The organism is Paenibacillus sp. FSL L8-0436 (genome assembly GCF_038593025.1).
Classification (GTDB): Bacteria; Bacillota; Bacilli; order Paenibacillales; family Paenibacillaceae; genus Paenibacillus_AQ.
This window is the reverse complement of record NZ_CP151955.1, coordinates 1,885,219-1,909,478: the sequence shown is the minus strand read 5'-3', so window position 1 is coordinate 1,909,478 and position 24,260 is coordinate 1,885,219. Positions and strand designations below refer to the sequence as shown.

At 49.6% G+C, this 24,260-nt stretch carries 17 protein-coding genes and 1 pseudogene; 7 read left to right on the top strand and 11 right to left on the bottom strand.

The window, feature by feature from the left end:
* The first annotated feature begins 179 nt into the window (after nucleotides 1–179).
* Nucleotides 180–1,865 (top strand): dihydroxy-acid dehydratase, encoded by a 1,686-nt coding sequence (gene ilvD, locus NSS79_RS08705; RefSeq protein WP_342439040.1) that lies wholly within the window; start codon nucleotides 180–182, stop codon nucleotides 1,863–1,865.
* Between the two features lie 756 nt (nucleotides 1,866–2,621).
* On the opposite strand, the gene NSS79_RS08700 is transcribed toward ilvD, so the two are convergent.
* Nucleotides 2,622–3,404 carry an AraC family transcriptional regulator gene (locus NSS79_RS08700; protein ID WP_342439039.1) on the bottom strand — a complete coding sequence of 261 codons (783 nt, stop codon included), beginning with the start codon at nucleotides 3,402–3,404 and terminating at the stop codon, nucleotides 2,622–2,624.
* A gap of 363 nt (nucleotides 3,405–3,767) precedes the next feature.
* Here NSS79_RS08700 and NSS79_RS08695 point away from each other — a divergent pair, with 363 nt between their 5' ends.
* Nucleotides 3,768–5,045, top strand: coding sequence for a hypothetical protein (locus NSS79_RS08695; protein ID WP_342439038.1), 1,278 nt, complete (start codon nucleotides 3,768–3,770; stop codon nucleotides 5,043–5,045).
* A gap of 155 nt (nucleotides 5,046–5,200) precedes the next feature.
* A complete protein-coding gene (locus NSS79_RS08690; protein WP_342439037.1) occupies nucleotides 5,201–6,223 on the top strand; it encodes an Ig-like domain-containing protein in 1,023 nt (340 codons plus the stop codon).
* Nucleotides 6,224–6,350: 127 nt separating this feature from the next.
* Here the strand turns inward: NSS79_RS08690 and NSS79_RS08685 are convergent, their stop codons facing one another.
* Nucleotides 6,351–6,692: a hypothetical protein gene (locus NSS79_RS08685; protein WP_342439036.1), complete on the bottom strand. Its 342-nt coding sequence runs from the start codon at nucleotides 6,690–6,692 to the stop codon at nucleotides 6,351–6,353.
* Nucleotides 6,693–6,837: 145 nt separating this feature from the next.
* Nucleotides 6,838–8,217 carry a polysaccharide deacetylase family protein gene (locus NSS79_RS08680; protein ID WP_342439035.1) on the bottom strand — a complete coding sequence of 460 codons (1,380 nt, stop codon included), beginning with the start codon at nucleotides 8,215–8,217 and terminating at the stop codon, nucleotides 6,838–6,840.
* A gap of 256 nt (nucleotides 8,218–8,473) precedes the next feature.
* Between NSS79_RS08680 and NSS79_RS08675 the strand changes: the two genes are divergently transcribed.
* A complete protein-coding gene (locus NSS79_RS08675) occupies nucleotides 8,474–9,667 on the top strand; it encodes an AI-2E family transporter (protein WP_342439034.1) in 1,194 nt (397 codons plus the stop codon).
* On the opposite strand, the gene NSS79_RS08670 is transcribed toward NSS79_RS08675, so the two are convergent.
* From NSS79_RS08670 to NSS79_RS08635, 8 genes are all read right to left on the bottom strand, one after another.
* Nucleotides 9,628–11,433, bottom strand: a complete 1,806-nt coding sequence (locus NSS79_RS08670) for a penicillin-binding protein 2 (protein WP_342439033.1) — start codon at nucleotides 11,431–11,433, stop codon at nucleotides 9,628–9,630. The two genes, NSS79_RS08675 and NSS79_RS08670, sit on opposite strands and share 40 nt — an antisense overlap.
* 171 nt (nucleotides 11,434–11,604) lie before the next feature.
* Entirely contained in the window at nucleotides 11,605–13,674 is a 2,070-nt protein-coding gene (locus tag NSS79_RS08665) for a methyl-accepting chemotaxis protein (RefSeq protein ID WP_342439032.1), read from the bottom strand.
* 50 nt (nucleotides 13,675–13,724) lie between these two features.
* On the bottom strand, nucleotides 13,725–14,687 hold the full coding sequence (locus NSS79_RS08660; protein ID WP_342439031.1) for an alpha/beta fold hydrolase: 963 nt from the start codon (nucleotides 14,685–14,687) through the stop codon (nucleotides 13,725–13,727).
* A 123-nt stretch (nucleotides 14,688–14,810) separates the two neighbouring features.
* Nucleotides 14,811–15,833 (bottom strand): glycoside hydrolase family 130 protein, encoded by a 1,023-nt coding sequence (locus NSS79_RS08655; RefSeq protein ID WP_342439030.1) that lies wholly within the window; start codon nucleotides 15,831–15,833, stop codon nucleotides 14,811–14,813.
* Between the two features lie 72 nt (nucleotides 15,834–15,905).
* Nucleotides 15,906–16,739 carry a carbohydrate ABC transporter permease gene (locus NSS79_RS08650; protein ID WP_038588146.1) on the bottom strand — a complete coding sequence of 278 codons (834 nt, stop codon included), beginning with the start codon at nucleotides 16,737–16,739 and terminating at the stop codon, nucleotides 15,906–15,908.
* A 5-nt stretch (nucleotides 16,740–16,744) separates the two neighbouring features.
* Complete coding sequence (locus NSS79_RS08645) at nucleotides 16,745–17,626, bottom strand: sugar ABC transporter permease (RefSeq protein ID WP_340893882.1); 882 nt, start codon at nucleotides 17,624–17,626, stop codon at nucleotides 16,745–16,747.
* Between the two features lie 158 nt (nucleotides 17,627–17,784).
* Complete coding sequence (locus tag NSS79_RS08640; protein ID WP_076111393.1) at nucleotides 17,785–19,155, bottom strand: ABC transporter substrate-binding protein; 1,371 nt, start codon at nucleotides 19,153–19,155, stop codon at nucleotides 17,785–17,787.
* Nucleotides 19,156–19,487: 332 nt separating this feature from the next.
* A complete protein-coding gene (locus NSS79_RS08635) occupies nucleotides 19,488–20,261 on the bottom strand; it encodes a response regulator (protein WP_342439029.1) in 774 nt (257 codons plus the stop codon).
* Nucleotides 20,262–20,536: 275 nt separating this feature from the next.
* Here NSS79_RS08635 and NSS79_RS08630 point away from each other — a divergent pair.
* The 3 genes and pseudogenes from NSS79_RS08630 to NSS79_RS08620 all read left to right on the top strand — a co-directional run bounded on the left by NSS79_RS08630 (nucleotide 20,537) and on the right by NSS79_RS08620 (nucleotide 23,893).
* A pseudogene (locus NSS79_RS08630) lies at nucleotides 20,537–21,486 on the top strand (1,4-beta-xylanase).
* Nucleotides 21,487–21,506: 20 nt separating this feature from the next.
* Complete coding sequence (locus NSS79_RS08625; protein WP_076111389.1) at nucleotides 21,507–22,721, top strand: AGE family epimerase/isomerase; 1,215 nt, start codon at nucleotides 21,507–21,509, stop codon at nucleotides 22,719–22,721.
* On the top strand, nucleotides 22,721–23,893 hold the full coding sequence (locus NSS79_RS08620) for a glycosidase (protein ID WP_342439028.1): 1,173 nt from the start codon (nucleotides 22,721–22,723) through the stop codon (nucleotides 23,891–23,893). The genes NSS79_RS08625 and NSS79_RS08620 overlap by 1 nt, the downstream gene beginning before the upstream one ends.
* The last annotated feature ends 367 nt before the right edge of the window (nucleotides 23,894–24,260 follow it).

Below are 24,260 nucleotides of genomic sequence, written 5' to 3'. Positions count from 1 at the left end.
CCCTACTTCTCCTTTAAGAAGCTGGACCCCGTTCTATCTATAAACCGCAGACACGCAGCTTTTGGGATTGTGATGCGTTAATGCGACACTATACGACACCAGGCAAAAACTTCCGTAGTGAGCTTGGATACATTCACGGAAGCTGAAACTAACAAACTTTTCAGGGGGGGAATTTCATTATGGCAGCCAAGAAAATGCGTTCAGACATGATTAAAAAAGGCTTTGACCGGGCTCCACACCGCAGTCTCCTGCGGGCAGCCGGAGTAAAAGAGGAGGATTTCGGCAAGCCGTTTATCGCGGTCTGCAATTCCTATATTGATATCGTTCCGGGTCATGTGCATCTTCAGGAGTTCGGCAAAATTGTTAAGGAAGCCATTCGTGAAGCTGGCGGCGTTCCCTTCGAATTCAATACGATCGGTGTAGATGACGGGATTGCGATGGGCCATATCGGTATGCGCTATTCGCTGCCAAGCCGCGAGATTATCGCCGACTCGCTGGAAACCGTCGTTTCCGCCCACTGGTTCGACGGCATGGTCTGCATTCCTAACTGTGATAAAATCACCCCGGGCATGATGATGGGCGCACTGCGCGTCAACATCCCGACTATCTTCGTCAGCGGCGGCCCGATGAAGGCCGGCGTAGACAGCAAAGGCAAGAAGTTATCCCTTACCTCTGTATTTGAAGGCGTAGGCGCCCATCAGGTCGGCAAGATCAATGATGCTGAGCTGCTGGAGCTTGAACAATTCGGCTGTCCGACCTGTGGCTCCTGTTCGGGCATGTTCACCGCCAACTCGATGAACTGCCTTGCGGAAGCGATGGGACTGGCGCTGCCGGGCAATGGTACAATCCTGGCTGTAGCGGAAGAACGCAGAGATTTTGTCCGCAAATCGGCAACCCAGCTCATGGAGCTGATCAAGCTGGATCTCAAACCGCGCGACATCGTGACCCAGGAATCGCTGGACAACGCTTTTGCTTTGGACATGGCGATGGGCGGCTCCACCAACACCGTACTGCATACGCTGGCACTGGCTCAGGAGGCAGGCATCGACTATCCGCTGGAACGCATCAATGAAGTAGCGAACCGCGTGCCTTATCTGGCCAAACTGGCTCCGGCCTCCGATATCTTCATCGAGGATGTAGACCGGGCAGGCGGCGTAAGCGCCGTGCTGAACGAGCTGCTGAAGAAACCGGGCGCCATCTTCGGTGACTGTATGACCGTTACCGGCAAAACGCTGGCTGAAAATGTCCGTGGACATGAGATTCAAGATACCTCGGTTATTCATACGCTGGACAACCCCTATTCCGAGGTTGGCGGTCTGTCCGTGCTTTACGGAAATCTTGCACCGGAAGGTTCCATCATCAAGGTCGGTGCCGTTGACGCCTCTGTAGGCGGCTACCATAAAGGCCCGGCAATCTGCTTCGATTCTCAGGAAGAAGCGCTGGAAGGCATCGCGAACGGCAAAGTCAAGGAGGGCCATGTCGTGGTTATCCGTTATGAAGGACCGAAGGGCGGTCCCGGCATGCCGGAAATGCTTGCACCAACTTCGCAGATCGTCGGCATGGGTCTTGGCGCCAAGGTCGGCCTGATCACCGATGGCCGCTTCTCGGGCGCGTCCCGCGGCATCAGCATCGGCCATATCTCTCCGGAGGCAGCTGAAGGCGGTCCGATCGCTTTTGTCGAAGATGGCGACATCATCGAGCTGGACCTCAACAACCGCAAGATCGAACTGCTGGTTGAGGAAGAAGTCCTTGCAGTCCGCCGCAGCGGCTGGAAAGAGTTCGAGCCGAAAGTCAAAACCGGCTATCTGGCCCGCTACTCCAAGCTTGTTACCAACGCCAGCAAGGGCGGCGTGTTGAAGATCTAATCAAGCTTTAAGGCATCAGCCTAATTATAGTTCGGACAAAAAGAGCAGTCTCCACTACGTATGTGGGACTGCTCTTTTGTTTAGCTGATTCGATCATTTTTGTATGTAGTCCGTGTCCGGCAGATTCAAGTGCACTTCTGCCTCTCATTTCACTAGGGCGTGTCTTCAAACCGCTTCTCCGCCAAAACCGCTGCTGTATGCCCAAGTAATCATAGGTACAGTACCATTTTCTGATCATACGCGGAGAAAAGCATTTCGCCAATAGGTAGTTTTTTGGGCGGAGGCTTACGTCTCGGGGTTTCAGAGACTTCGCTCTTCTTCCGAAGGCGTGTGTGTGCGTCCGGAAAGTGTATTTCTCGCTTTGAGCACAAACGGACCAAGTTGCACTTATCTGGAGCTTTTAGCCTGTTACAGTAGGACAACGGACTCCAGTGCAGTTATTTCTCCCTGATAGCTGTTTTCAGATAGAATGCAGAGCTGATAAGGTCGCCTGGGTCCGCATAAGAGAATAAACAGGGGTTTTACTCTCCATAGCGTCTCCTGAGTCCGTTACGAGTACACGAACCCGCTGCGGGCTTTAGGGACCCTACTTTCAATACTAAATTCCCTGCTTCCCCAGAACTCTTCCAGTTTGAAGTCACGCTCTAGGTAGCGTAAATGCGGCTTAGTTCATCCTTCTCTTCAGAAGTTTATCATCGTCATGTTTAAACGTTCTTCTTCAACACATATTCTATTCGCCTAGGCAACAATCTTTTTTCAATCCTCGGATACTTTTCGCCGGAATTCATTAGGGGTTATTCCATATTCCTTTTTAAAAACACGATAGAAAGAGCGCAAACTGTTGAATCCGGAATCAAACGCGATATCAGTGACCGGATGGGTAGTCGATAACAGCAACATGTGGGCAAAGGCTGCCCGCTGTCCATTAATATAATCCCGAAAAGAGATGTGGAACTGTTCAGAAAAGATGCGGGAAATAATAAATTTGCTGATGCCAAGCTCTTTTGAAAGCGTATCCAGATCTATATGATCTAAAAAGTGAATGTCGATATATGCAAGAATTTTGGGAATGAGGTCTATTTCTTTCTTGTAGTCTACTTTTTTCATTAACAATAATGGCAAAGCGTGCCCTAGTACTACAGAGGTGTAAGCCTTGAGCAAACGATTGTCACATTGTTCTTTATATAGTGTATACAAGGTTGTCAGCAGGCCCGGAAGCATCTGATGTTTGGGGATCACAGGGTTATCCGGGACATGATTAAACAACTCCCCCGTGAAATCCCCCGGAAATGTGGCATCGAAAAAGATCAGCAGGATCTGGTTCTTCTCTATCGTTTTGTAGCTGTGAGGTTGATTGGAAAAAATGATCGCCATGTCCCCCTCAGACAAAACATAATCTTGTCCATTGATGCTGATATTGATTTTGCCGGACAAAACCATCGTGATCTCTACATTCTTATGCAGATGAAGAGGATAGGTGTTATTGGTTGAAATAAAGGAATGAAACGCCTGGTCACGATGCTGATATTTAATATTCATATCTTCCTCCCTATCGTCACGGAATACCAAGCAGTGAAATTTCTGCAATACTAAGAACATAATATGGATTTGCTCATCTGCGCAAGAACCAAGAGCAATAGTTGGCACAAAATAATTTCTTTTTGGCAGGTAAATGCGGCCTAAAAGTTTTAAAGTATTAGCAGTAGTCTGCTTGTTGCAGTAAAAAGAAACAAAAAATCACGTACGTACCCACAACATTTGACTGAAAGGAGGAAGTATAACAGGAGCACTGCCTCAAGATAGGGCTGCATCCATGTTATACGTCAAAAGATGAACAGAAGGAGTAAAAGATTCAACAAGGTTTTAGCCGTTTTCACGAGTATTTCGGTAGCGTTTTCATTTTTGGGAATCCAGCCTCTTGATGCCTCAGGACAGGCAGATGGAGACAAGATTTTTACAGGTGCCTCTATTATTGCCTTTCCGGGCGCAGAAGGTGGCGGCGCCTATACCAGCGGTGGCCGGGGGGGCGATGTATACATCGTAACCACCCTCAAAGATTACGCTGTCAATGACAAACCGATTGAAGGGTCGCTTCGGTATGGGATTGTATCTACGCCTATAGAGGGGCGTACGATTGTTTTTCATGTTTCCGGAACGATTGAACTGAAAAGCACCCTGCGGCTCAACAATATCAAAAACCTGTCCATTGCCGGGCAAACCGCCCCAGGCAACGGAATCACGATTGCAGGCTGGGATACCGATATCAGCAATTCAGAAAACATCATTCTTCGCTATATCTCTTTCCGTCCGGGTGCCACCAATGTATTTAGCGGCAGCGATTCAATGGATGCGCTTTGGGGCAGGGACAACAACTACTTCCTTATTGACCATTGTTCCTTCAGCTGGAACACGGATGAAACCTTATCGTTATACAGAGGCGAAAACGGTACAATCCAGTGGTCCATGATTTCGGAAAGTCTGACTCTGTCCGGGCATACCAAAGGAAGACATGGCTATGGCGGTATTTCAGGCGGAGATAAAACAACGTTCCATCACAATCTGTACGCGAACCACACCTCGCGCAACCCAAGGCTGGGCGGCGGTTATGCAGGTGCTGCGGATGCAGAGCATGTCGCAGTTGTTCAGTTCTCCAACAACGTAATTTATAATTGGGGCTTTAACGGTACTTATGGCGGGGGTTTTACCTTTACTAATTTTATGAATAATATCGAAATTGCCGGTCCAGGTACAAGAGATAACGTGACTCAAAGGGTTATTGATGCTGGAGAGTCCAAGAAGCTTGGCGGCTTCTACATCGCCGGGAACCGAATCAACGGGGAGCTTACTGGATTGCTGAATGAGTCCTCTGATACTGTGAAATTTTCCGGTGACAGCAGCGGTGACCAAATGACGAACTTAGTAAGCAAGCCGTATCTTTCGGCGGACAGTACGGGGGTAAATCACGGTACTTCCAATAAAGCATTTGATGATTACGTTAATTCCGGTGTAAAACCTGCTAACCAACCGTTACTGAAAAGCATTCTGCAACAAGCGGGAGCTACCTACCCGCGTCGCGGCGCTATCGATGCAAGAATTGTTGCGGAAGTAGAGCAAGGCTCGGGAAGATATATCAACACGGAACATGAGGTTGGGGGATATACTCGGCCTTTGGTGTCGTAGAAGAACAGAGAGAGGATCAATTTGACACCAATCAAAACGGCATAGACGACAAGTGGGAAAAGAAGAATAATATCTGGGGCATCAAGGATGCCTATAAAACAATTACAGAAAGCGGTTATACATGGCTTGAACTTTATACTAACGGTCTTGCCGGTATGGACCATGTTGCCGAAAATCCTGAAGCCAGCCTCATGGCACCAGGGAATAATGCCCAGTATGCTTTAGGGAAAGAGATCGAAGTTAAAATCAAAGCTTCTTCCAAATTCGGACACAAAATAAAGAAAGTTGCTGTATACAATGGATCTAAATATCTTGGAGATGCAGTGAAGAAAGGCAACACTTACACCTATTCGATCAAGGGACTAGAGGATACTTCCCACTATATCTCCGCAAGAGTCACGGATACCAAAGGAAATGAAACACAAACCACTGCCGCTAACATCTATGTCACTACCTCCTCCTCTGCTTTGGCTGGCAAGGGCTGGACCTCTAAAGATATCGGCAAGCCGGACATTAAAGGTTCCGGAAGCATGACCGGCGATGTGATCACCGTTAAAGGTAACGGAAAGCTTGGAAGTAGCGAAGGCAGCCTTGAACGATCAGATGCGAACAATGCAGCCAAAGACGACTTTCACTTTGTGTATAAAGAAATGAACGGAGATATGGCAGTTACCGCGAAGCTGGAGAAGATCGGAGACGTTGACAACCACGCCTTCACAGGACTGATGATCCGCGATGACTTAAAAGAAGACAGTGCTGCTACGGCCCTTGGCCTCTCCTGGGTGAAGTTATTTAAAGCTACCGCCTGGTCATCTTATCTGACGGGAAGAAACCTTAAGGGCGGAGAATTTGATGTATTGGCCGAAACTTTAGACAGCCCTTCTGCTGCCGAAAAAGCCGGGATTCAACTACTTCCGGATATTCCGTTCAAGATTAATGGTGTGGAACAAGGCTATTGGCTTAAACTTGGCCGTCAAGGAGATACTTTCTATGCTTATGGATCTATAGACGGAAAAAAATGGACGCTGATCGGCAAGCGGACAATCGTTATGCAAGGTTCGGTATATGTCGGATTTGCCGTTGACAGCAATGATGTTGCAAATGTGATTGAGCAACTGAACTATGCAAAGTTTTCCAATATTACTATGGAGAATAAATTCACTCCTATTGGCGAATAGGCTGTACCCGAGGATGCTGTGAATAAAGCTAAATAGTGTGATCTTCTGCACAGATGTTACACCAACACGGCAGCAGTACAACGGCTGCCGTGTTGGTGTGTTTGTTAGGATAAGGTTACCCGTTCGCTCAGCGGTCCTCTGGTTTTTTACCACATGCCATCACAAAGGTCATCATCGCATGGGCTTCAGGGGAATTATTAAAATTCTCAGAGGCTTGTTGTAATTGTTCATACTCTTCTTCATTGATAATTCCCTTATTGTAAAAAACCCTAAACCGGTTAATATCAAACTGCCGTTTAAAACCTTCCATTCCATGAAGATCACTATGCTGGATAACAGTATCCATATCTAAATCGACATAACCTGCCTGTGCTAAGAGTCGTGGCAGCCCCCTGCCGATATACCGATTGCCCCCTTTTGAAGCTTGATGCTCCGCCAGCTTCTTTATCACAGAAGGCAGTAAATCCATATTCGACAGTCCTTAAGTGATTCCTTCCTTTATCACAATGCATATTTCCTTATACAAAAACAAAAAATGCCCCGTCAGCCAATTACGGCTGCCGGAGCATTTAGCCAGCTATATCGAATTATATAAAAGTTCGGGAACCCTCAAATCAATGCATAACCGTCGCTCCCGGCAGCTCAGCTTCCAGGGTCAACTCTTCTTCGCGTTTGCGCTCACGCGGGTTCGCTTGTTTCTGCGGGCGCTGCTGATTCATCTGATCCAAGAGCTGTGAGATGGGCATCAGGATCATCTTGGGGATCAGAGCCTCGCTGCGGACTTTCAACCTCTCACCGCCTGAGGGATGAATAACACTAAGCAGAAGACTTAAATAAAACTTGGAGGAACGGGCAAACCAGCCGTTCGGCAGATCCAGGATCATGAAGCCGAATTTTTCCGGCCCGCGGTTGAGCATGCTGACACCGTACAACGCCTTGGCCTCGGCCAGGTCCACATCGCCGGCTATTTGCTCCGCAAGCACCGGCAGATCCTTTTCCATTCTGCGGATCATGCGGATCGCAAGCTGTGCCGAAGAGCGGGAATTCAGGCTAATCTCGAACAGCTGCCGGTTGTCGATATGCAGCTCAATGATCTTATCGCCTTTGTTCAAGACCTCGCCGCCTTCCATCTGCACGGGGCCGCCTTGATATTTGCGCAGCCGGTAATGGAGGAACGGGTCAGCCGGTGAGATCGTCTTTAAACGGAAAAGGAACTGGAAGACTTGCTCCCAGGCCAGCCACAGGCCGACAATCAGCCGTTTGCCGTAGGAGATCCGCTGAATCGGCGAGTTCTGCACAGTCTTGATCATCCGGTCGATCCGGATGCTGCGCAAGCCCCGAAGCCGCGCTTCCTCGAGCATCCGTTCCAGGGCAATCAGCATATGCTCCGGCGCTTTCAGATCTGCACCGAGTGTTGTCCCGCAATCATGGAGCAGCATCACTTCGCCCGGGTTCAGCTTGTCGATCAGCTTCTCGGTCAGCCGGTCTGCGCCAAGCTTCTCTTTCCAGTCGCCGAACATAGCCGACCAGAGCACAATTTGAACCTGGCGGCGTTTGGAGAAGTCGAACAGATTGACAATCCCCCACGGCGGACGGTAATAGGTGCTCCGCTCCCCGGTAATACTGAAAATAATATCATCCGTGCGTTGAATCTGCCGCCTGACAGTAGCGGGACGCATCACCCAGTTGCTCTTGTGCACATAATTATGAATGCCGATAAGATGTCCCTCATCATGCATACGCTTAATAAGTTCCGGATTCTCTTCGGCATGCGCCCCGACTACAAAGAAGGTCGCCTTGGCATCATAACGTTTAAGCAGATCCAGTAAAAGTGGTGTATAGCGCGGATCGGGACCATCATCAAAGGTCAGTGCAAATTCGGAGCGCCCAATCCCTTTGCGGAATACGCGGTAACCGAAGATCCGGCTGATCATTCCAGGAATGAACGCATAAAAGGTCGAGATGTAAAATAACCAGAGCAGCAAAGTCTGCATGTATATTCACCGCTTTTCCAGAGTTGACTTTGGCTCGTCTTACGTCTGCAAGCAGATATTCGGGTACGGCCAAGTAGAGTATAATATGCCTCGCGGTTTTTAGGTGAGCAGAATCCCACGAAAAAACGTTACCCCCTATTTTAACACAGGTACCAAAGAAAAAGACGCTTTTTTATTAAAATCGTGTACAATGAATTGGAGCCTGAATTGTCAAATTTTCTAATAAAGTAATCTGAAAAAGGAGTCGTTTATACTTATGCTGCCGCTGTACAAAAAATATTGGCGCACCTTCTTTGATATTGGTTTGGTGGTGCTGACGGTGTATCTCGTAATGCTAGGTTTCAGCAAGCTGTATCAACTGGCCGCACCGGTATTCCTGTCTTTTTTTGTATTCCTGCTGATCGAGCCGCTGGCCCGCTTCCTGAACCGCAAGGGACTGGGCAAACCGTTCGCCTCCGCAATTTCCGTACTGCTGTTTCTGATTATTCTGCTGGGCGTCTTGTTCGGTGCAGGACTGCTCATTGCGACAAAGGCCATTCAATTCTCGGATAGCTTACCTGAATACACAAAGATGCTTCAAATGCATTTTAAAGAAACCACCACTTATCTGCAGCATAAGATTGATGCGCTGCCGCCTGATCTTACAACGAAAATAAATGGCTATTTCACCGATGCCACCAACATTCTTTCCAAATGGATGGTCAGCTTCTTTAAGTATATGGTCGGTGTGCTTGGCTCTTTCTCCTCCTTTATGGGTAATTTCGGCGTTGCCATTATTCTCGCTTTTTTCCTCAGCATGGAGATCAAGGACTGGCGCAAGATCGCTCATGATAAAATGCCCAAAACCTTTAAGACGGCTTTCGCTTTCGTCCAAGGGAACGTTTTTAAAGCCATCGGTTCCTATCTCAAAGCCCAGCTGATCTTGATCAGCATCACTTTCGTTCTTGTGCTGGCCGGTCTGTTCATACTGAGAACGGGAAATGAGATCACCATGGCGCTGGTATGCGCTGTATTTGATGTGCTGCCGCTGCTTGGGGTATCGACGATTCTGATTCCCTGGATCATTTATTTGTTTATCGTGGGCAATACTTCGCTTGCGATCGGACTGCTCGTCCTTCTGGCGGTTGTGCTGATTGTGCGCCAGCTGCTGGAGCCGAAGATTACCGGCAATTCGATCGGCGTATCCTCAGCGTTTCTGATGTTGTCCTTTGTACTCTTCTCCATGTCCGCCTTTGGCGTAGCCGGACTGATCCTGTCTCCGATCCTGCTTATTCTGATCAAAGAGCTGATTCAGCAGGGTTATCTCCAGCGCTGGATCTACCTGCCACAGGAGGAATTTATCGTTTCGCCGTTCGCGGCAGCCGAACCTTCGACTGCCGGAGGATCCGTCACCGGTGAAACAGAACCCTCTCAAGCTCCCGAAGACGCGGCCAACAAGTCGAATACCTGACCAAACAGCTTGGTTGCCGTCTGGGCACTGCCGGGGGCCACGTTCTCCACAGCGATGGATACGGCATACCGGGGATGGTCAACCGGACCGTAGCCGATGAACCACTGATTGTTGCGCGGTGCTCCCTTCACTAGGGTCTGGGCCGTGCCCGATTTGCCGGCCAGCGGCCAATGTGCGTCTTGCAGGCGTCTGCCGGTTCCCTCTGTGACGACCAGCCGCATCCAGGACAACAGCAGCCTGGACGTCGACTCCGAGATTTGTCCGGCGGAAGCCGGAGCCAGGTGTCCCGGCAGCTCCTTAAGCGTCTGGCCGTTTCTGAACGCGACCCGCTGCAGAATGCGCGGCGCTCTGACCTTGCCGCCATGCAGCAGCGTGACGACGAGATTGGCCGCCTGCAGCGGCGTCACTCTTACATCCCGCTGGCCAATGGCTGTCTGCACCCTTGCTCCGCCGTCATCCGGCAGCAGGGTCGTAAAGATCGTTCCGGGCTGCTCCCCGGCGAGCGGCCGGAGCAGCGGCAGGCCAAGCGTGTCCTTCGCTTGCCAGCCTATATCTCTTCCCAGGCCAAGCGCCAGTGCAGTGGCCTGAAGCTGCGCACCGCTTAGCCGCTCGGCGAGGGAAGCAAATACTGTATTGCAGGACACGGCGAACCCTTGCGCCAGCGTAAGAGGACCGTGTCCTTTGCCGTTCTGGCAGGACAGACCGTATTTGTCATAATGCCCCGAGCAATAGAACTTCTCGTCCGGCGAGGTGATCCCGGCCTCCAGCGCGGCTGCGGCCGTTACAATCTTAAAGATGGAGCCGGGTGCGGCTGCCTGCAGTGCCCGGTTATTCCACTCCCCGCCTTCAGGCGAAATATGCCCTGGATTATAAAAGGGCAGAGACACCATCGCCTGTATATCACCATTTTTGGTATCCAGTACTACCACCGCGCCCTCTTTCAATCCCGCCTCCGTAACCAGCTGCTCAATTCCTGCTTGAAGCTGCTTATCAAGCGTCGTATAGATCGACAAGGGGTAATAGGGATTCCCTGGCGCCTTCACTTTTATAGGGCTGCCCGGAAGCCGGTTGCCACGCGCATCCACCTGGGCATATGCCTCCGTGTGACCAACACCTTGAAGCAGCGGTTCCAGAGTTTTCTCCAGCCCATCCGTTCCGGTCAGTGGAGTTCTTAGTCCCGTGGGTGAGTCCTTTGCCTTCGTCTTGGAAGCCTCCGACAGATACCCCAGCCATTGCCGTCCTGACGCTTCATTCTCATATCTGCGGGAGAACGGCAGGACTCTGACCCCGCCCAGACCCAAATGCTCCACTTCTTGTGCCTGCTGCGGTGTCAGTGCCTGGGGGATCTTGGTTGTGGCAGAGGGCCATAGAAACGGCTCCTTTACTCCGGAGATTCTGCTCTGCAGCTGCTCATACGGGACTCCGAGGATCGCGGCAAGACGACGTTGAGGTTCTGTTCCCGCTTCCGCTCCCGGGCTAATGGCAGCAGCAGGTTGTTCTTCCTGCGGAAAAAAAGCTGCCGCCCAAACGGTTTCACCGGCAAGCGGCTTTCCGCTGCGGTCATAGAGCCGGCCACGCCCGCTGTCCAGTACGGTCTCCCGCTCACTCTGAATCTCGGCCATCTGGGCAAGAGAATATTCCGCACCGGGGACCGGCTGATTCTTAAGCAGCAGTTGAACCCATGCCAGCCTTAGAATGAGGACTGCAAGCAGTGCCGACAAAATAAGCAGGCCCCAGAATATACGTTTATGGATTACTTTATGCAATGCCATTCCTCCTGAATGTATGTACGGATAGCCGATTGTGTTGTTCCTGGGATCTATTATGCCCACCTTGCTGATTTATTACATGGGACGTTCAAGGTATGGCAAAAAACCGCTCTACCCTAAATGGGTGGAGCGGTGTAATGGATGTATTACTTTTTTGCATGCAGACGGTTAGACACTAAATTTGGACAGTCTTTCCTTAAGCATGCTTGAAGCATGTTCCAGCTTGCCGGAAAGTTCAACCAGATAATCGCTCACATTCTGCTGCTCACCGCTTAAGGAAGCAACCTCCTCGGAGGCAGCTGATGATTCCTCGGCGAAGGAGCTGACATTGCCAATCGTCTCTGACAGCACTCGTTGTGACTGGTTAAGTCCGTCGACCGATGAAGAGACAGATTCCAGCCGGTCGATGAAATGATTCATCTGTTCCTGTACGGATACGAAGATGTCGCTGGTATTGCGGACAGAAGTCACCTGTTCATTGAACAGCGGAGCTACATCCGACAACGCAGCCACAGTCTCATTCATATCGTTCATGATCTTGTCGGTAATCTCAGCTACAACCGTAATGGAACGCTTGGATTGGTCAGCCAATTGGCGGATTTCATCGGCCACAACCATAAAGCCCTGACCGGCCTCCCCCGCTCTTGCCGCTTCAATCGTAGCATTCAGTGACAGGATATTAGTCTGCTGCGTAATATTCTGCATAACCTCAAGCACTTTAATCACCGAAGAAGCAGTTTCCTTCAATTCATTGACTTTCACCACGAGATGATGGGTCATTTCGCCTGTCGTTTGTGTTCTGCCCAGCAATTCCTTTAACTTCACAACGCCTTCTTCACTAGCTTGTCCTACACTATGCGCCGTGCTTTCCATCTCATGGGCGGCAGCAAAAACCATATCCATCTGCCCGGAGATTGCCGCCGTCATTTCATTTCCGCGGTCCGCTTCCAGAGCCAGATTGCCTGCACCGCCGGCAATCTCTTCGGTCGCCGCAGCAATATCCATTGCCGCAGCAGCCGTCTTGCGTGATGCGCTGCCTAGTGCATCAGCAGTCTCCAGCACTTCGCGGGCGGTCTCGTTGGTATGGATAACCAGTTCTGTAATCCGCTCCATCATTGCATTGAAGGAGCTGGACAACTGGCCGATCTCGTCGCGGGAAGTGATCTTGGTCCGCACACGCAGATCGCCTTCGGCTCCCTGAAACATCAAGTGCCTCAGCTTTGATAGCGGCCTCGATACCATCCTTACCATCCACAAGCCGATCATAATGGCAATTACTGCGGCTGCGCCAACCGCTATGTACGTAGTGTTAAGAATACGCGCGGCATCCTTGATCAGATTCTCAGCAGGCACCACCCCGAGTACTTTCCAGCCGGAGCTCTCCAGTGTGCCGTACACTGCAAGAATGGATTCGCCTTCCTCATCCTTGGTCGGCAGCGAGCCTGAGGTTTGATTAACGCCTTTCAGCAGCGTTCCGCCCAGCCGCAGATACGTATCTGCCTCCTGGTGCTGTGAAGAGGCAATCAGCTCGTCTTTGTCCGTCAGCAATTGAATGTAGGAGTCCATTCCCAGATTGACTTTGCTGAGATGGTTCTCCAGTTCTGTAGTCTTGATATCGCAGACAGCGATGTAGCCAGTGCCGCCGGCATCCCCCGCGATGGATTTGGCGAAATGCAGCACTCCCGACTGGTCCCCTTGCTTCAATGCCTGCGTAATCCATAAGCTCTGCGGTTTCTCCTGCAGCTGCTTGAACCAGGAGGATGCGCGGATCTCCTCCACAAAGGCGCTGTCAGTCGTTCCCGTAGCAGAGATTGGGAGACTGGCATTTAACGGTACAAGGTACACGGCTTGAATCCCGCTTACTGCAGAGAGCCAATGTTCCAGCTCCCCGGTGATCACTTTAGACTGCTCCTGAGGTTGCCCGGAGTTTGCAGGAGACTGGTTACCTTGCGTTACAGCATTCTGAATATCCTTGTTGTAAAAAAGCTGTCCCAGGCTGTCTTCAAACCGCAGCAATATTACGTCCAGCTTCTCTGCCGTTTGCAGGACCGTCTGCTCATTGGAGGACAGCGCGTTGTTCTCGATCGTTTGTCTGGCTACGGAATACGAGGTGTATCCGAGGGACAGGACAATTCCCATCGTGGCGATGAAGAACACGAGAAATAGCCGCATCCCCAGCGACTTGGAGGGATGCAGCCGGGTTAGGAACCCTTTACTGCCTTTTGCTTGCTTGCTCAAAAAAATTCACCGCCAAATCTACTGTTTTCTTGCAGGGAGGATTACACCCGTTACAAGGTCATGAACGTCTGAAGCGTCCGATCAGCAAGATATGGAAGATACTCATGACCGTATTCATAATAAACCATGAGGTCTTTTGATGCTGTGATTTTATTGTATGCAGCAAATTGTGTTGAAGGAGGACAGATCGTATCCGCCAAACCGGTCACCCACAGCACTTTAGCCTGGATCCGGTCCGCCAAATTCTGAATATCAATATAACCCAGCCGGTTGAAAATCTCCTCCTCGCGCAAATGATGCGGATCAAAAAAGCGGAAATAGTAGTTGATCTCCTCGTACGCCGAGGTTGTGATATTCGTTTCCCAGGCCCGTTTGTAATCGGACAGGAACGGATAGACCGGCACAGCTATGGCAATGCGCGGTTCAAGCGAGGCGCAGGCTACAGTAAGTCCACCGCCTTGAGACAAGCCAAAAGCGCCAACCCGCGCCGGGTCAACTTCAGGCATCGCCATCAGAATACGTGCCGTCTGGGCGGTATCCAGAAATACGTTGCGGTAATAAAGGTTGTCCGGATTGGGATCATCAATACCGCGGATAATATGGCCGCGGATCGTGGTGCCCTGCACTGTAAGATTGTCTTCGGACAGCCCGCCCTGTCCCCGGCAGTCCATCGCCAGCACGCTAATTCCGTGAGCGGCATAAGTGACCTTCTCCATCCAGTCCCCGCTGTCGCAGGAGTAGCCGTGGAACATGACAAGGCCCGGCCCCTTTCCTTGCGCCGCCTTCTTCGGTCTTACATATTTGCAGTGCACTCTTGCTCCGCCTACGCCGGTAAAATAGAGATGGAAACATTCCGCCAGCTCGCTGGTAAATTCCGCAGGCACAAGTTCATAATCAAGCGGCTGGGTGTTAAGGTCGTTTAGCGCCCTTTCCCAGAATAGGTCAAAATCTTCCGGCTTCGGGCTGCTGCCCCCGTAGGCTTTTAATTGGGACAGGGATCGTTCATTGGTCACTTATCATCTTCTCCTTAAGGTGGTGTGAAATCTTGGGAAATGGGGCGGCGATTGCCTTCACCCCGTTAATCAACAATCAAGCAGGAGCCTCAGAGGCTCCTGCTTATCTTTTTGCCGCCTGTATTAGATCTTGCCCAAGCCCGCGTCGTCGCCGACTTCCTCATGGGTAGCAATAACATAATTAACGATTTCCTGAACAGTCGTATAAGCAACGCCTACATAAGTATCTGCAGCGCCGTAATAGATCGCGATGCGGCCGGTTTCGGCATCATTCAGCGTGGCGCAAGGGAAGAGCACGTTGTTCACAAAACCTCTTTCTTCATACCATTCTTCCGGTGTCAGGACGAAGTTCTTGGAGCGGTATTTCACTCTCGACGGCTCATCTTTATCCAGAATAACTGCGCCCATGCTGTATACCAGACCGTTGCAGGTTCCGGTTACGCCATGGTAGAACATCAGCCAGCCTTCGGAGGTTTCAATCGGAGCAGGGCCGCCGCCAATCTTGGTGCTCTGCCACCAGCCTTGACCGCCTTTAGTCATCACATGGCGGTGTTTGCCCCAGTAGACGAAGTCTGGACTTTCGCTCAGGAACACATCCCCGAACGGGGTATGTCCGCTGTCGCTCGGACGGGAGAGCATCACGAAATTGCCGTTAATTTTTTTAGGGAACAGCACGCCGTTACGGTTGAACGGCAGGAACGGATTTTCCAGGCTGATGAAGGTTTTGAAGTCCTGTGTTTTCGCTACACCGATAGCCGCGCCGTAGAAATCCGTACACCAGATGATGTAATAGGTATCTTCGACTTTCACCAGACGAGGATCGTAGGCATAACGCGGCATGTACGGATTGCCTTCTTCATCAATGAATTGAATCGGCTGATCGTCGATTTTCCAGTCCAGACCGTCAACACTGTAGCCCATCCGCAGATGTGGACGGGTGGTGTTGTCCTCTACGCGGAATACACCGAGAAAGCTGCCATCATAAGCAACAACCGCACTGTTGAAAATCCGTGCAACCCCTTTAGCCGGATTGCGTTTAATTACCGGGTTGTCATTATGTCTCCAGACCGGATTTTCGTTTCCTGCAGGTCTCTCCTGCCATGGGATATTCGGCAAATCATGTCCAATCAACTTTACTTCTTTCATAGTTAAGTCTCCCTCCAAAGGTACTGCAGCCCCGCTGCAGTTCTTAAATGTAATGGTTGAATCTACCTGTAACTATTTTACAGAACCTTGCGCAAACCCGTTATAAATATATTTTTGCAAAGAGACGAAAGCGACCAGTGTCGGGATAATCGCAATCATGATCGCGGCGCAGATAACCTCCCACTGCGAACCGTACGGGCCTTTAAATTTAAACAGCGCAGTCGAGACGACCTGCAGGTCACTTTTTGGCATGTACAGGAATGGGGTGTAAAAGTCATTGTAGATATTTACGCCTTTTACGATAATGACCGTTACAATGGCAGGACTCAGCAGCGGCAATATAATCCGCCAGTAAATGGTCCAATACGAAGCCCCGTCCAGCATCGCAGACTCATCAAGCGACTCCGAAATCGAATCCAGAAACTGCATGAAGATGTAAACGGCGATAATATCTGTACCCAGGTACATCAAAATCGGCGCCCAGCGGGTATTGAACAGCTCCAGGGAGTTGATAATCTGGAATGTAGCCACCTGAGTCGTCACACCCGGAATCAGCGTAGCCAGCAGGAAGGCACCCATCATCAGCTTGCTGCCTCTGAATTTGAAGCGGGACAGGATATAAGCCATCATCGAACCGGTCAGCGTTGCACCGGCGATGGAAATCACCACGATAATGATCGTGTTCTTGAAGCCGAGCAGCATTTTGCCGTCGACAAAGGCCTTGGTGTAGTTCGAGAAATTCAGCCAATTTTCCGGCAGTGTTAGCGGTCCGGTCGAAGCATATTCGGCGTTTGTTTTGAGTGAAGCGAAAAGGACGACAACGATTGGAATAAGTGCCACCAGCGCTCCTAACAGTAAGGTGAGGTATTTGAAGAAAGAAGCAGCGGTGTATTTAAAAGTATGCATAACTCTTACTTCTCCTCCTTGATCAGAACACGCTGTAAAATGGTAACAAGTATAACTATACCCAGAAGCAATACGGCCATTGCGGAAGCAAGGCCAAGCTTGCTGTATTTGAAGGCCACATCGACGGTCTGGATGACAAACGTGCTGCTGCCGTTGGACCCGCCGGTCATGACATACGGAATTTCGAAGACACCGATCGCTCCGCTTACCGCGAGAATCAGATTGAGCTGCAATATACGTTTGATGCTCGGAATAATAATATGTCTGAACTGGTGCCAGCGGTTGGCGCCGTCAATTTCCGAAGCTTCATAAATATCACTTCCGATCGAGGAAATCGCTCCAAGGAAGATGATAAAGTTCATTCCCATGTATCTCCAGACGGAGGCAAAAGCAAGGGAAATATTGATCAGATGAGGATTTAGCAGCCATTTCTGCTGCCAGGCTCCAAGTCCCAACAAATCAAGCAGTGTATTGAGAGTCCCTTCCGGCTTGAAGAAGAACAGGAAGATAAAACCGATAGCCACACCGTTAAGCAGTGTCGGGAAGAACAGAATTCCCTTGAACCAATTTTTCATCCGGACATTAAAGCTTAGAATGGTGGCAAAATACAGCGCCAGTCCCATTTGGATAAAGGTAGCGAAGAAGTAATACAAACTGACTTTAAATACAGAAAAATACTCCGGTTTGGTGAAGATCGTCTTATAGTTTTCGAGCCCTACATATTCCATCTTCTTGCTGAGTCCATCCCAGCTCGTGAAGCTGTACTGGAACATCTTGAACACCGGCAAATACGAGAAGGTTAACAGTAAAAGAAGCGGAACCAACGAAAATAGAAAAATAATCAAAATCCGCTGATTTTTATAACTCAAGTTAGACAATTTGGGCACTCTCCACACCTCCTAAGAACAAATGCTTTTTACTCCAAATCCAGCTCCAGGCAGCAAAAGTGAAGGGGAAAATGCCTCATTGAGCATCTTCCCGTTCTCTTGAATCTTTCTTCACCCTGCGTTTTATCAAGTTAAAATGTTATAGCAATCACCGGCACTTACTTCGCAGCAGTAACCTTTGCTCTTGCTTCTTTCCATTTATCGTTCAGATCTTTCATGATATCGTCATAGGAATCTTTGCGGTTGCCGATAGCCGCTTCAATGATCACTTTCTTGAAGTCAGGCTGCCAGAGGCCAATTTGAGCTTCCTTGTCGATGGCATCAACCCAGCCTTCTTCTCCAGCTTTAGCAGGAGCCAGTGTATCGAAGGTTACTTCCGTGCCTTCAAATTGTTTGAGGATTTCAGGAAGCTCAGCACCCTTAACCGGGCTCATGCCGCCGCCTTCAGTAGTCGGATAGCCGGATTCATTAATGAACCAGTCCAACCAGGCTCTTGCTGCTTCTTTATTTTTACTGTGAACGCTGACACCCAGGTTGTAGTCATCAGACAGCGGAACCAGAACCTTCTCGGCATTGGTAGGGAATGGCATGAAGCCTACATCGTCAGGATTTGTAGCCACTCCTTTAATTTGGCCGATCGCCCAGGAGCCGAGCATCATGGTACCGATTTTTCCGTTAGCCAGATCAGCCTTGGAAGATTCCCAGTCTGTTGTTGTAGGATCTTCTTCAATCAAGCCGTTCTTAGCTGCATCGTACAGTACTTTGTACAGGTCATAGTGAGGTTGTCCCTTAACGAAGTTGTCATCGGAAGCTACTTGAGCGATATTGACATAGTCGCGGTTGCCGGCAACGGTAGCCAAATCCGATTCCCATTGAGTCAATGTCCAACCGGCTGCATAGTTCGTGTACAGCGGAACAGCCTCGGTTTTATCTTTGATGCTCTGCAGAGCCGTCATGAACTGGTCCATCGTTCTCGGTGTTTCCGTAATGCCCGCATCTTTAAATACTTGTTTGTTATAAATCACGCCGGAGAAGTTAACGGTGATTGGAACACCGTAGGAAACTCCGTCTACCGAACGTTCTTCAAGCCCTGTATATTTCTGTTCAAGGTCGGACATTTGGCCCAGCGGCTCGAAAAAGTCCGGCAGATCCTTGATCGCTACGCTTGTAGGCAGCAGCAGCACGTCACCGTAATCGTCGGTGCTCATACGGATTTTGATTTGATCCTCATAGCTGGAAAGTGCTTCAAAGTTCACTTTTACGTCCGGATATTTCTCATTGAATTTTGCTGCATAATCTTTGAATACGGTATCAACAATATCCGTTCTTTGTGTAATCACAGTGATTTCGCCTTTGATGTCCTTGGCGGCATCACCTTCAGGAGCAGCAGTAGCCTCCGTGTTGGTTCCGGCGTTTCCTTTATTGTTCGCTGTTTCATTCTCCGCGTTGTTGTTCGATGAACAGCCTGTGAATAAGCCAGCCATTAGCGTAAGTCCCATTAAACCAGCCATTACTTTGCTTTTCTTCATTACTTTTGACCCCTCTCTTTTAGTCACGTTTCTAAATAACAAAATACTAACACTCCATATCACTCGTGATTGAGATAAATCACCGTTAATTCGTGTCTTGTCTGCAATCGTTATGAAAAGAATGATGGTATCGCTTACAAATATATTATAAATCGTTTCCAGAACCAAAACGATGGTTTCAATTGTTTTTTCTGGTCTTAAATTTGTTATTTTTGTTTTTCTAAACTTAAATTTGTTATCTACCTTATATTAAACAACCTGAAAAGGAGGGCTTTCGCCCCCCTTTTCACGAATCATTTCCTATTAAAGAGCAGATTACTTGGTTCCGGATGCTAGCTTTTCGGAGTCCTGCATTCGCTTTTGTAATCCTTTGGTGTCATTCCGCACATTTTCTTGAACAGCTTGTTAAAATATACAGGATCGCTGTAACCGACCCTTTCGGCAATTTCATAGTTTTTGAGATCAGGCTGTCCAATCAGCAGCTCCTTGGCTTTCGCGATACGAATACCGATAAGATAATCCGTTATCGTCTGGCCGGTCTTGAACTTAAACAAGCGGCTGATATAACTTGCGTTCATACCAACGGTCTCTGCCAGACGCTCCAGCTCAAAATTTTGGCCATATTCCTTCTCCAGAATGCTTTTGGTCTGTTCAACCACATAATGCTCTCCACCCTCGGCAGCCTGAGCTGGAGGATTCTCCTGTTCAGGTACGGCAATCTTCAGCTCCTTGTTCTCCTCCACCCGCTTCAGCAGCTCGTACAATTGTGCCTTCTCTATCGGCTTAAGCAGGTAATCCAGTACGCCGTGACGCATGGCCCTCCGGGCATAATCAAACTCGCTAAATCCGCTCAGCACAGCGATGGATAAATTTTTCATATGGCCCCTGGCCTCTTCTATCAGCTTGAAGCCGTCCATCCTCGGCATCTTGATGTCCGTAATCAGGAGATCAATATCCTCAGGGGCCAGCTTAGAAAGATGCCCCCAAGCCTCCTGTCCATTGCCGTATGAGCCAATGACCTCCACTTCCAAGTCCATGCGGGAAGTAATCTTCTCCAGCCCGCGTCGTATTACTTCCTCATCGTCCGCAATCATGACCTTAATCAATTCGAAACCGCCTCCAATTGTAAATCCGTTACGAATGATTGCGCTACCATTTCAATTATATGCCTCATTAGCCGGTTAGAAAATGTGTTGTGTTGCTCTTTTATAGTCTTCAGTTTACTTTAATTAATTCCCCCTTGAAATCAAACACAAAAAGGTATATAACTAAATTGTATTGTTGTTATTAATAAATAACAATATTATAATAATAATACAACAAAAATTATTATTTGTTAGCATTATTTTATCTATTCTTCTAAGTAAAGCGAGGTTTCCAAATGTCACTGCTTAATGAATATGTCGGAGGTGTCACCTGGGGCTTTATGGGCAGACGCGGAACCTGGACTACTGAAGCAGCCGAAGCTTCGATGGGGCTTATGAAATCGGTTACGGGTGCGAACTGGACCGCAATTGCCTTCAGCGCCATTCAGGCCACTCCGCAATCCACGGAAATTCCGTACTGGGAGAAGCCGACAGTCACCGACGAAGAAGTAGTCCGGGCGATCCGCAAGGCCAAAGAGCTCACTTTAAAGGTCTGCCTGAAGCCGATTGTCAATTGTGCAGACGGCACTTGGCGCGCTCATATTAACTTTTTCGACAAGGATGTTCCCTGCGAGCCCAAATGGTCGGAGTGGTTCCGCTCTTATACTGACTTTATCCTGCATTATGCTGCGATCGCTGAAGAAAGCGGTTGCGAAATGTTCTGCATCGGCTGTGAGCTGGTTCAGACCGACCGGCGCGAAGCCGAATGGCGGGCCCTGATCGCTGAGGTACGCAAGGTCTACCACGGGGTCATTACTTACAATTGCGACAAATACCAGGAGGATAACGTGACCTGGTGGGATGACCTCGATGTGATCTCCTCCAGCGGATATTATCCGGAACAGGACTGGGAGGCCCAGCTTGACCGGATTGAAGCGGTGGTGAAGTCACACAACAAACCGTTCTTCTTTATGGAAGCCGGTTGTCCCAGCCGTACCGGGAGCGCTGCTATCCCCAATGACTGGACGTTACAAGGTGAACCCAGCGAAGAAGAGCAACGCCGGTTCTACCAGGCGATGTTCGGCAGCTGCGAAAGCCGTGAATGGGTACGGGGCTTTAGTTATGGGATTGGCCTGCACACCTCTACCCGCTTGAAGAGGCGGCAGACAATGATGATTACTGCATGTACGGGAAGTCGGCAGCAGGTGTCATCAAAGCGTATTATGGCTCCAAAATCAATAACTAACGATGGGAGTGGACCAGAAAATGAAGAACTCACCCGAAGATTGGCTAAAGAAGCTGGAAGCGGAGTTGCAGGACAATATTCTTGGCTTCTGGATGGAACACACGCTGGATGAACAACACGGCGGCTTTGTTGGCGAAATTGATAACCAGTTGAATGTTGTCGAAGGCGCAGAGAAAAGCCTTGTGCTTAATGCACGGATTCTCTGGACGTTTGCGAGTGCTTACCGCATGTACCGCAAAGCTGAATACCTGTCCATGGCTGAACGTGCCTACAGCTACCTGCTGGAGCATTTCACAGATAAGGAATACGGTGGATTTTACTGGATGGTAGATGCTTTAGGTGCACCTTCCCAGCCGAAAAAGCAAGTATACGGCCAGGCTTTTGCCATCTACGCGCTAGCCGAGTTCCATCACGCTACGGGAAATCCGCAAGCCTTGGAACAAGCGGTTGAGCTGTTCCGTCTCTTGGAAAAACACGGTTATGATCCGCTTTATAAAGGATATATCGAAGCACTGTCGCGTGAATGGCAAGTAACGGATGATCTGTCGCTAAGCGCCAAGGATATGAATGAGAAGAAGTCGATGAATACGCATCTGCATGTGCTGGAGGGTTATACCGGCCTGTACCGTGTATGGAAATCCGAAGAACTTAAGGTTAAGCTGTCCGGGCTGATCGAAACGATGCTTGATCATATCATTGACGGGGAAGGCAAGCATTTCCACCTGTTCCTGGATGAGGAGTGGCATGTGAAATCCGAGCTCGTCTCCTACGGCCATGATATCGAAGGCAGCTGGCTGCTGGTGGAAGCCGCAGAGGTGCTTGGTGATGAGAAGCTGCTCAAGCGCGTACGCACAGTTGCCCTGACCATGGCGGAAGCTGCGCTTGAAGAAGGCATCGCCAGCGACGGGGGCATCTGGAATGAGGCCGACGGCAGCGGGCTGCTGAGCAAGGATAAGGACTGGTGGCCGCAGGCTGAAGCTGTTGTCGGCTTCTACAATGCCTATCAGCTGACAGGGAATCAGCGGTTCCTGAATGCCGCCGAAGGCGCCTGGACGTTTATTGACAGCTATTTAGTGGACCGCAAGTATGGCGAATGGTACTGGGGTGTTGACGAGAAGCTGCAGCCGCTCGCGCATGAGCCGAAAGTCAGTGCCTGGAAATGTCCTTATCATAACAGCAGAGCCTGCTTCGAGATGATCGAACGTCTTAAATCAACTATAAAGGAGAATATCTAATGACAACTTTATTCGAAGAACGCAAAGAGCAATTAACAGCACGTTATGAAGCCCTGATCGGACGCAAAAATGAGAAGGTGCCTTACGGCAACGGGACTTATGACCGTTATCAGTATCCGCTGCTCACCGCGGAGCATGCCCCGCTGATCTGGCGTTATGATTATAATCCGGCAACCAATCCTTATTTTGCTGAAAGAATCGGCGTTAACGGCATCTTCAACCCGGGCGCCATTGAATTGGATGGCAAGTTCTATATCGTAGCCCGCGTTGAGGGCAATGACCGTAAATCCTTCTTCGCCGTAGCCGAAAGCGACAGCGGTGTAGACGGCTTCCGCTTCTGGGACCATCCGGTAGTATTGCCTGAAACAGAAGACCCGGATATCAATGTCTACGACATGCGTCTGGTTAAACATGCCGATGGCTGGATCTATGGCTTGTTCTGCACCGAGCGTAAAGATCCGGATGCTCCGCACGGCGATCTCTCCAGTGCTGTAGCCCAGTGCGGCATTACCCGCACCAAGGATCTGAAAACCTGGGAACGTCTGGCTGACCTGAAGACCGGTTCCGCCCAGCAGCGCAATGTCGTCCTGCATCCTGAATTTGTGGATGGCAAATATGCCTTCTACACCCGTCCGCAGGATGGCTTCATCGACGCCGGTTCCGGCGGCGGCATCGGCTGGGGATTTTCCGATACAATCGAAAATGCCGTAATTACCAGCGAGTCCATTATGGATCAGCGCTATTATCACACTATCAAAGAAGTGAAAAACGGCCAAGGCCCGGCTCCAATCAAAACTCCGCGCGGCTGGCTGCACATCGCCCATGGCGTGCGCAATACAGCAGCAGGACTGCGGTACGTGCTTTATGCTTTCCTGTCGGACCTGAATGAGCCGAACAAAGTTACCCATGCTCCAGGCGGCCACTTCATCGCTCCAGACGGTGAAGAACGTGTCGGCGACGTATCTAACGTAGTGTTCTGCAACGGTGTAATTGCCCGCGATAACGGAGAAATCTATATTTATTACGCATCCTCCGACACCCGCATTCATGTAGCCACCACATCAGTTGACCAAATGCTCGACTATGTGCTGAATACACCGGAAGATCCGCTCCGTTCCTATGCCTGCGTACAACAGCGCATCGCACTGATCGACCGTAACTTGCAGCTATAATTAACTTACTTCATACGTAAAAAGAGTCCGCCGGGTTGATCTGGCGGACTCTTTTTTTATATTTATATGGGCTGAGGTAAGAACCGGCAAGCGGAATGACCGTATGGCTTTTTGGCCAAATTCACCACTCTCAATGCGACTTAATTGTACTTCGTACACTTAAAAACGTAAATTCTACTGCCACCGCGAGTATAGTTGCATTCCGTACATTTATATTGGATGATTTCAGATCAAATGGGTGAATTTATTATTTTTAACTGCATGAACTGCAATTATTTCTAGAAATAATCTGCTTATGCCTTGAATAGTTGCAGGTAATGCAATTAAAGCTACAGGTGCTGATGATGCCTTCTAAATTGCCCTAATA

Excerpts from the sequence above, each read along its gene's own strand:
- ilvD (WP_342439040.1), top strand. The coding sequence starts at position 180 with ATGGCAGCCAAGAAAATGCGTTCAGACATGATTAAAAAAGGCTTTGAC.
- NSS79_RS08700 (WP_342439039.1), bottom strand. The coding sequence starts at position 3,404 with ATGAATATTAAATATCAGCATCGTGACCAGGCGTTTCATTCCTTTATT.
- NSS79_RS08690 (WP_342439037.1), top strand. The coding sequence starts at position 5,201 with ATGGACCATGTTGCCGAAAATCCTGAAGCCAGCCTCATGGCACCAGGG.
- NSS79_RS08685 (WP_342439036.1), bottom strand. The coding sequence starts at position 6,692 with ATGGATTTACTGCCTTCTGTGATAAAGAAGCTGGCGGAGCATCAAGCT.
- NSS79_RS08680 (WP_342439035.1), bottom strand. The coding sequence starts at position 8,217 with ATGCAGACTTTGCTGCTCTGGTTATTTTACATCTCGACCTTTTATGCG.
- NSS79_RS08675 (WP_342439034.1), top strand. The coding sequence starts at position 8,474 with ATGCTGCCGCTGTACAAAAAATATTGGCGCACCTTCTTTGATATTGGT.
- NSS79_RS08655 (WP_342439030.1), bottom strand. The coding sequence starts at position 15,833 with ATGAAAGAAGTAAAGTTGATTGGACATGATTTGCCGAATATCCCATGG.
- NSS79_RS08650 (WP_038588146.1), bottom strand. The coding sequence starts at position 16,739 with ATGCATACTTTTAAATACACCGCTGCTTCTTTCTTCAAATACCTCACC.
- NSS79_RS08640 (WP_076111393.1), bottom strand. The coding sequence starts at position 19,155 with ATGAAGAAAAGCAAAGTAATGGCTGGTTTAATGGGACTTACGCTAATG.
- NSS79_RS08625 (WP_076111389.1), top strand. The coding sequence starts at position 21,507 with ATGAAGAACTCACCCGAAGATTGGCTAAAGAAGCTGGAAGCGGAGTTG.
- NSS79_RS08620 (WP_342439028.1), top strand. The coding sequence starts at position 22,721 with ATGACAACTTTATTCGAAGAACGCAAAGAGCAATTAACAGCACGTTAT.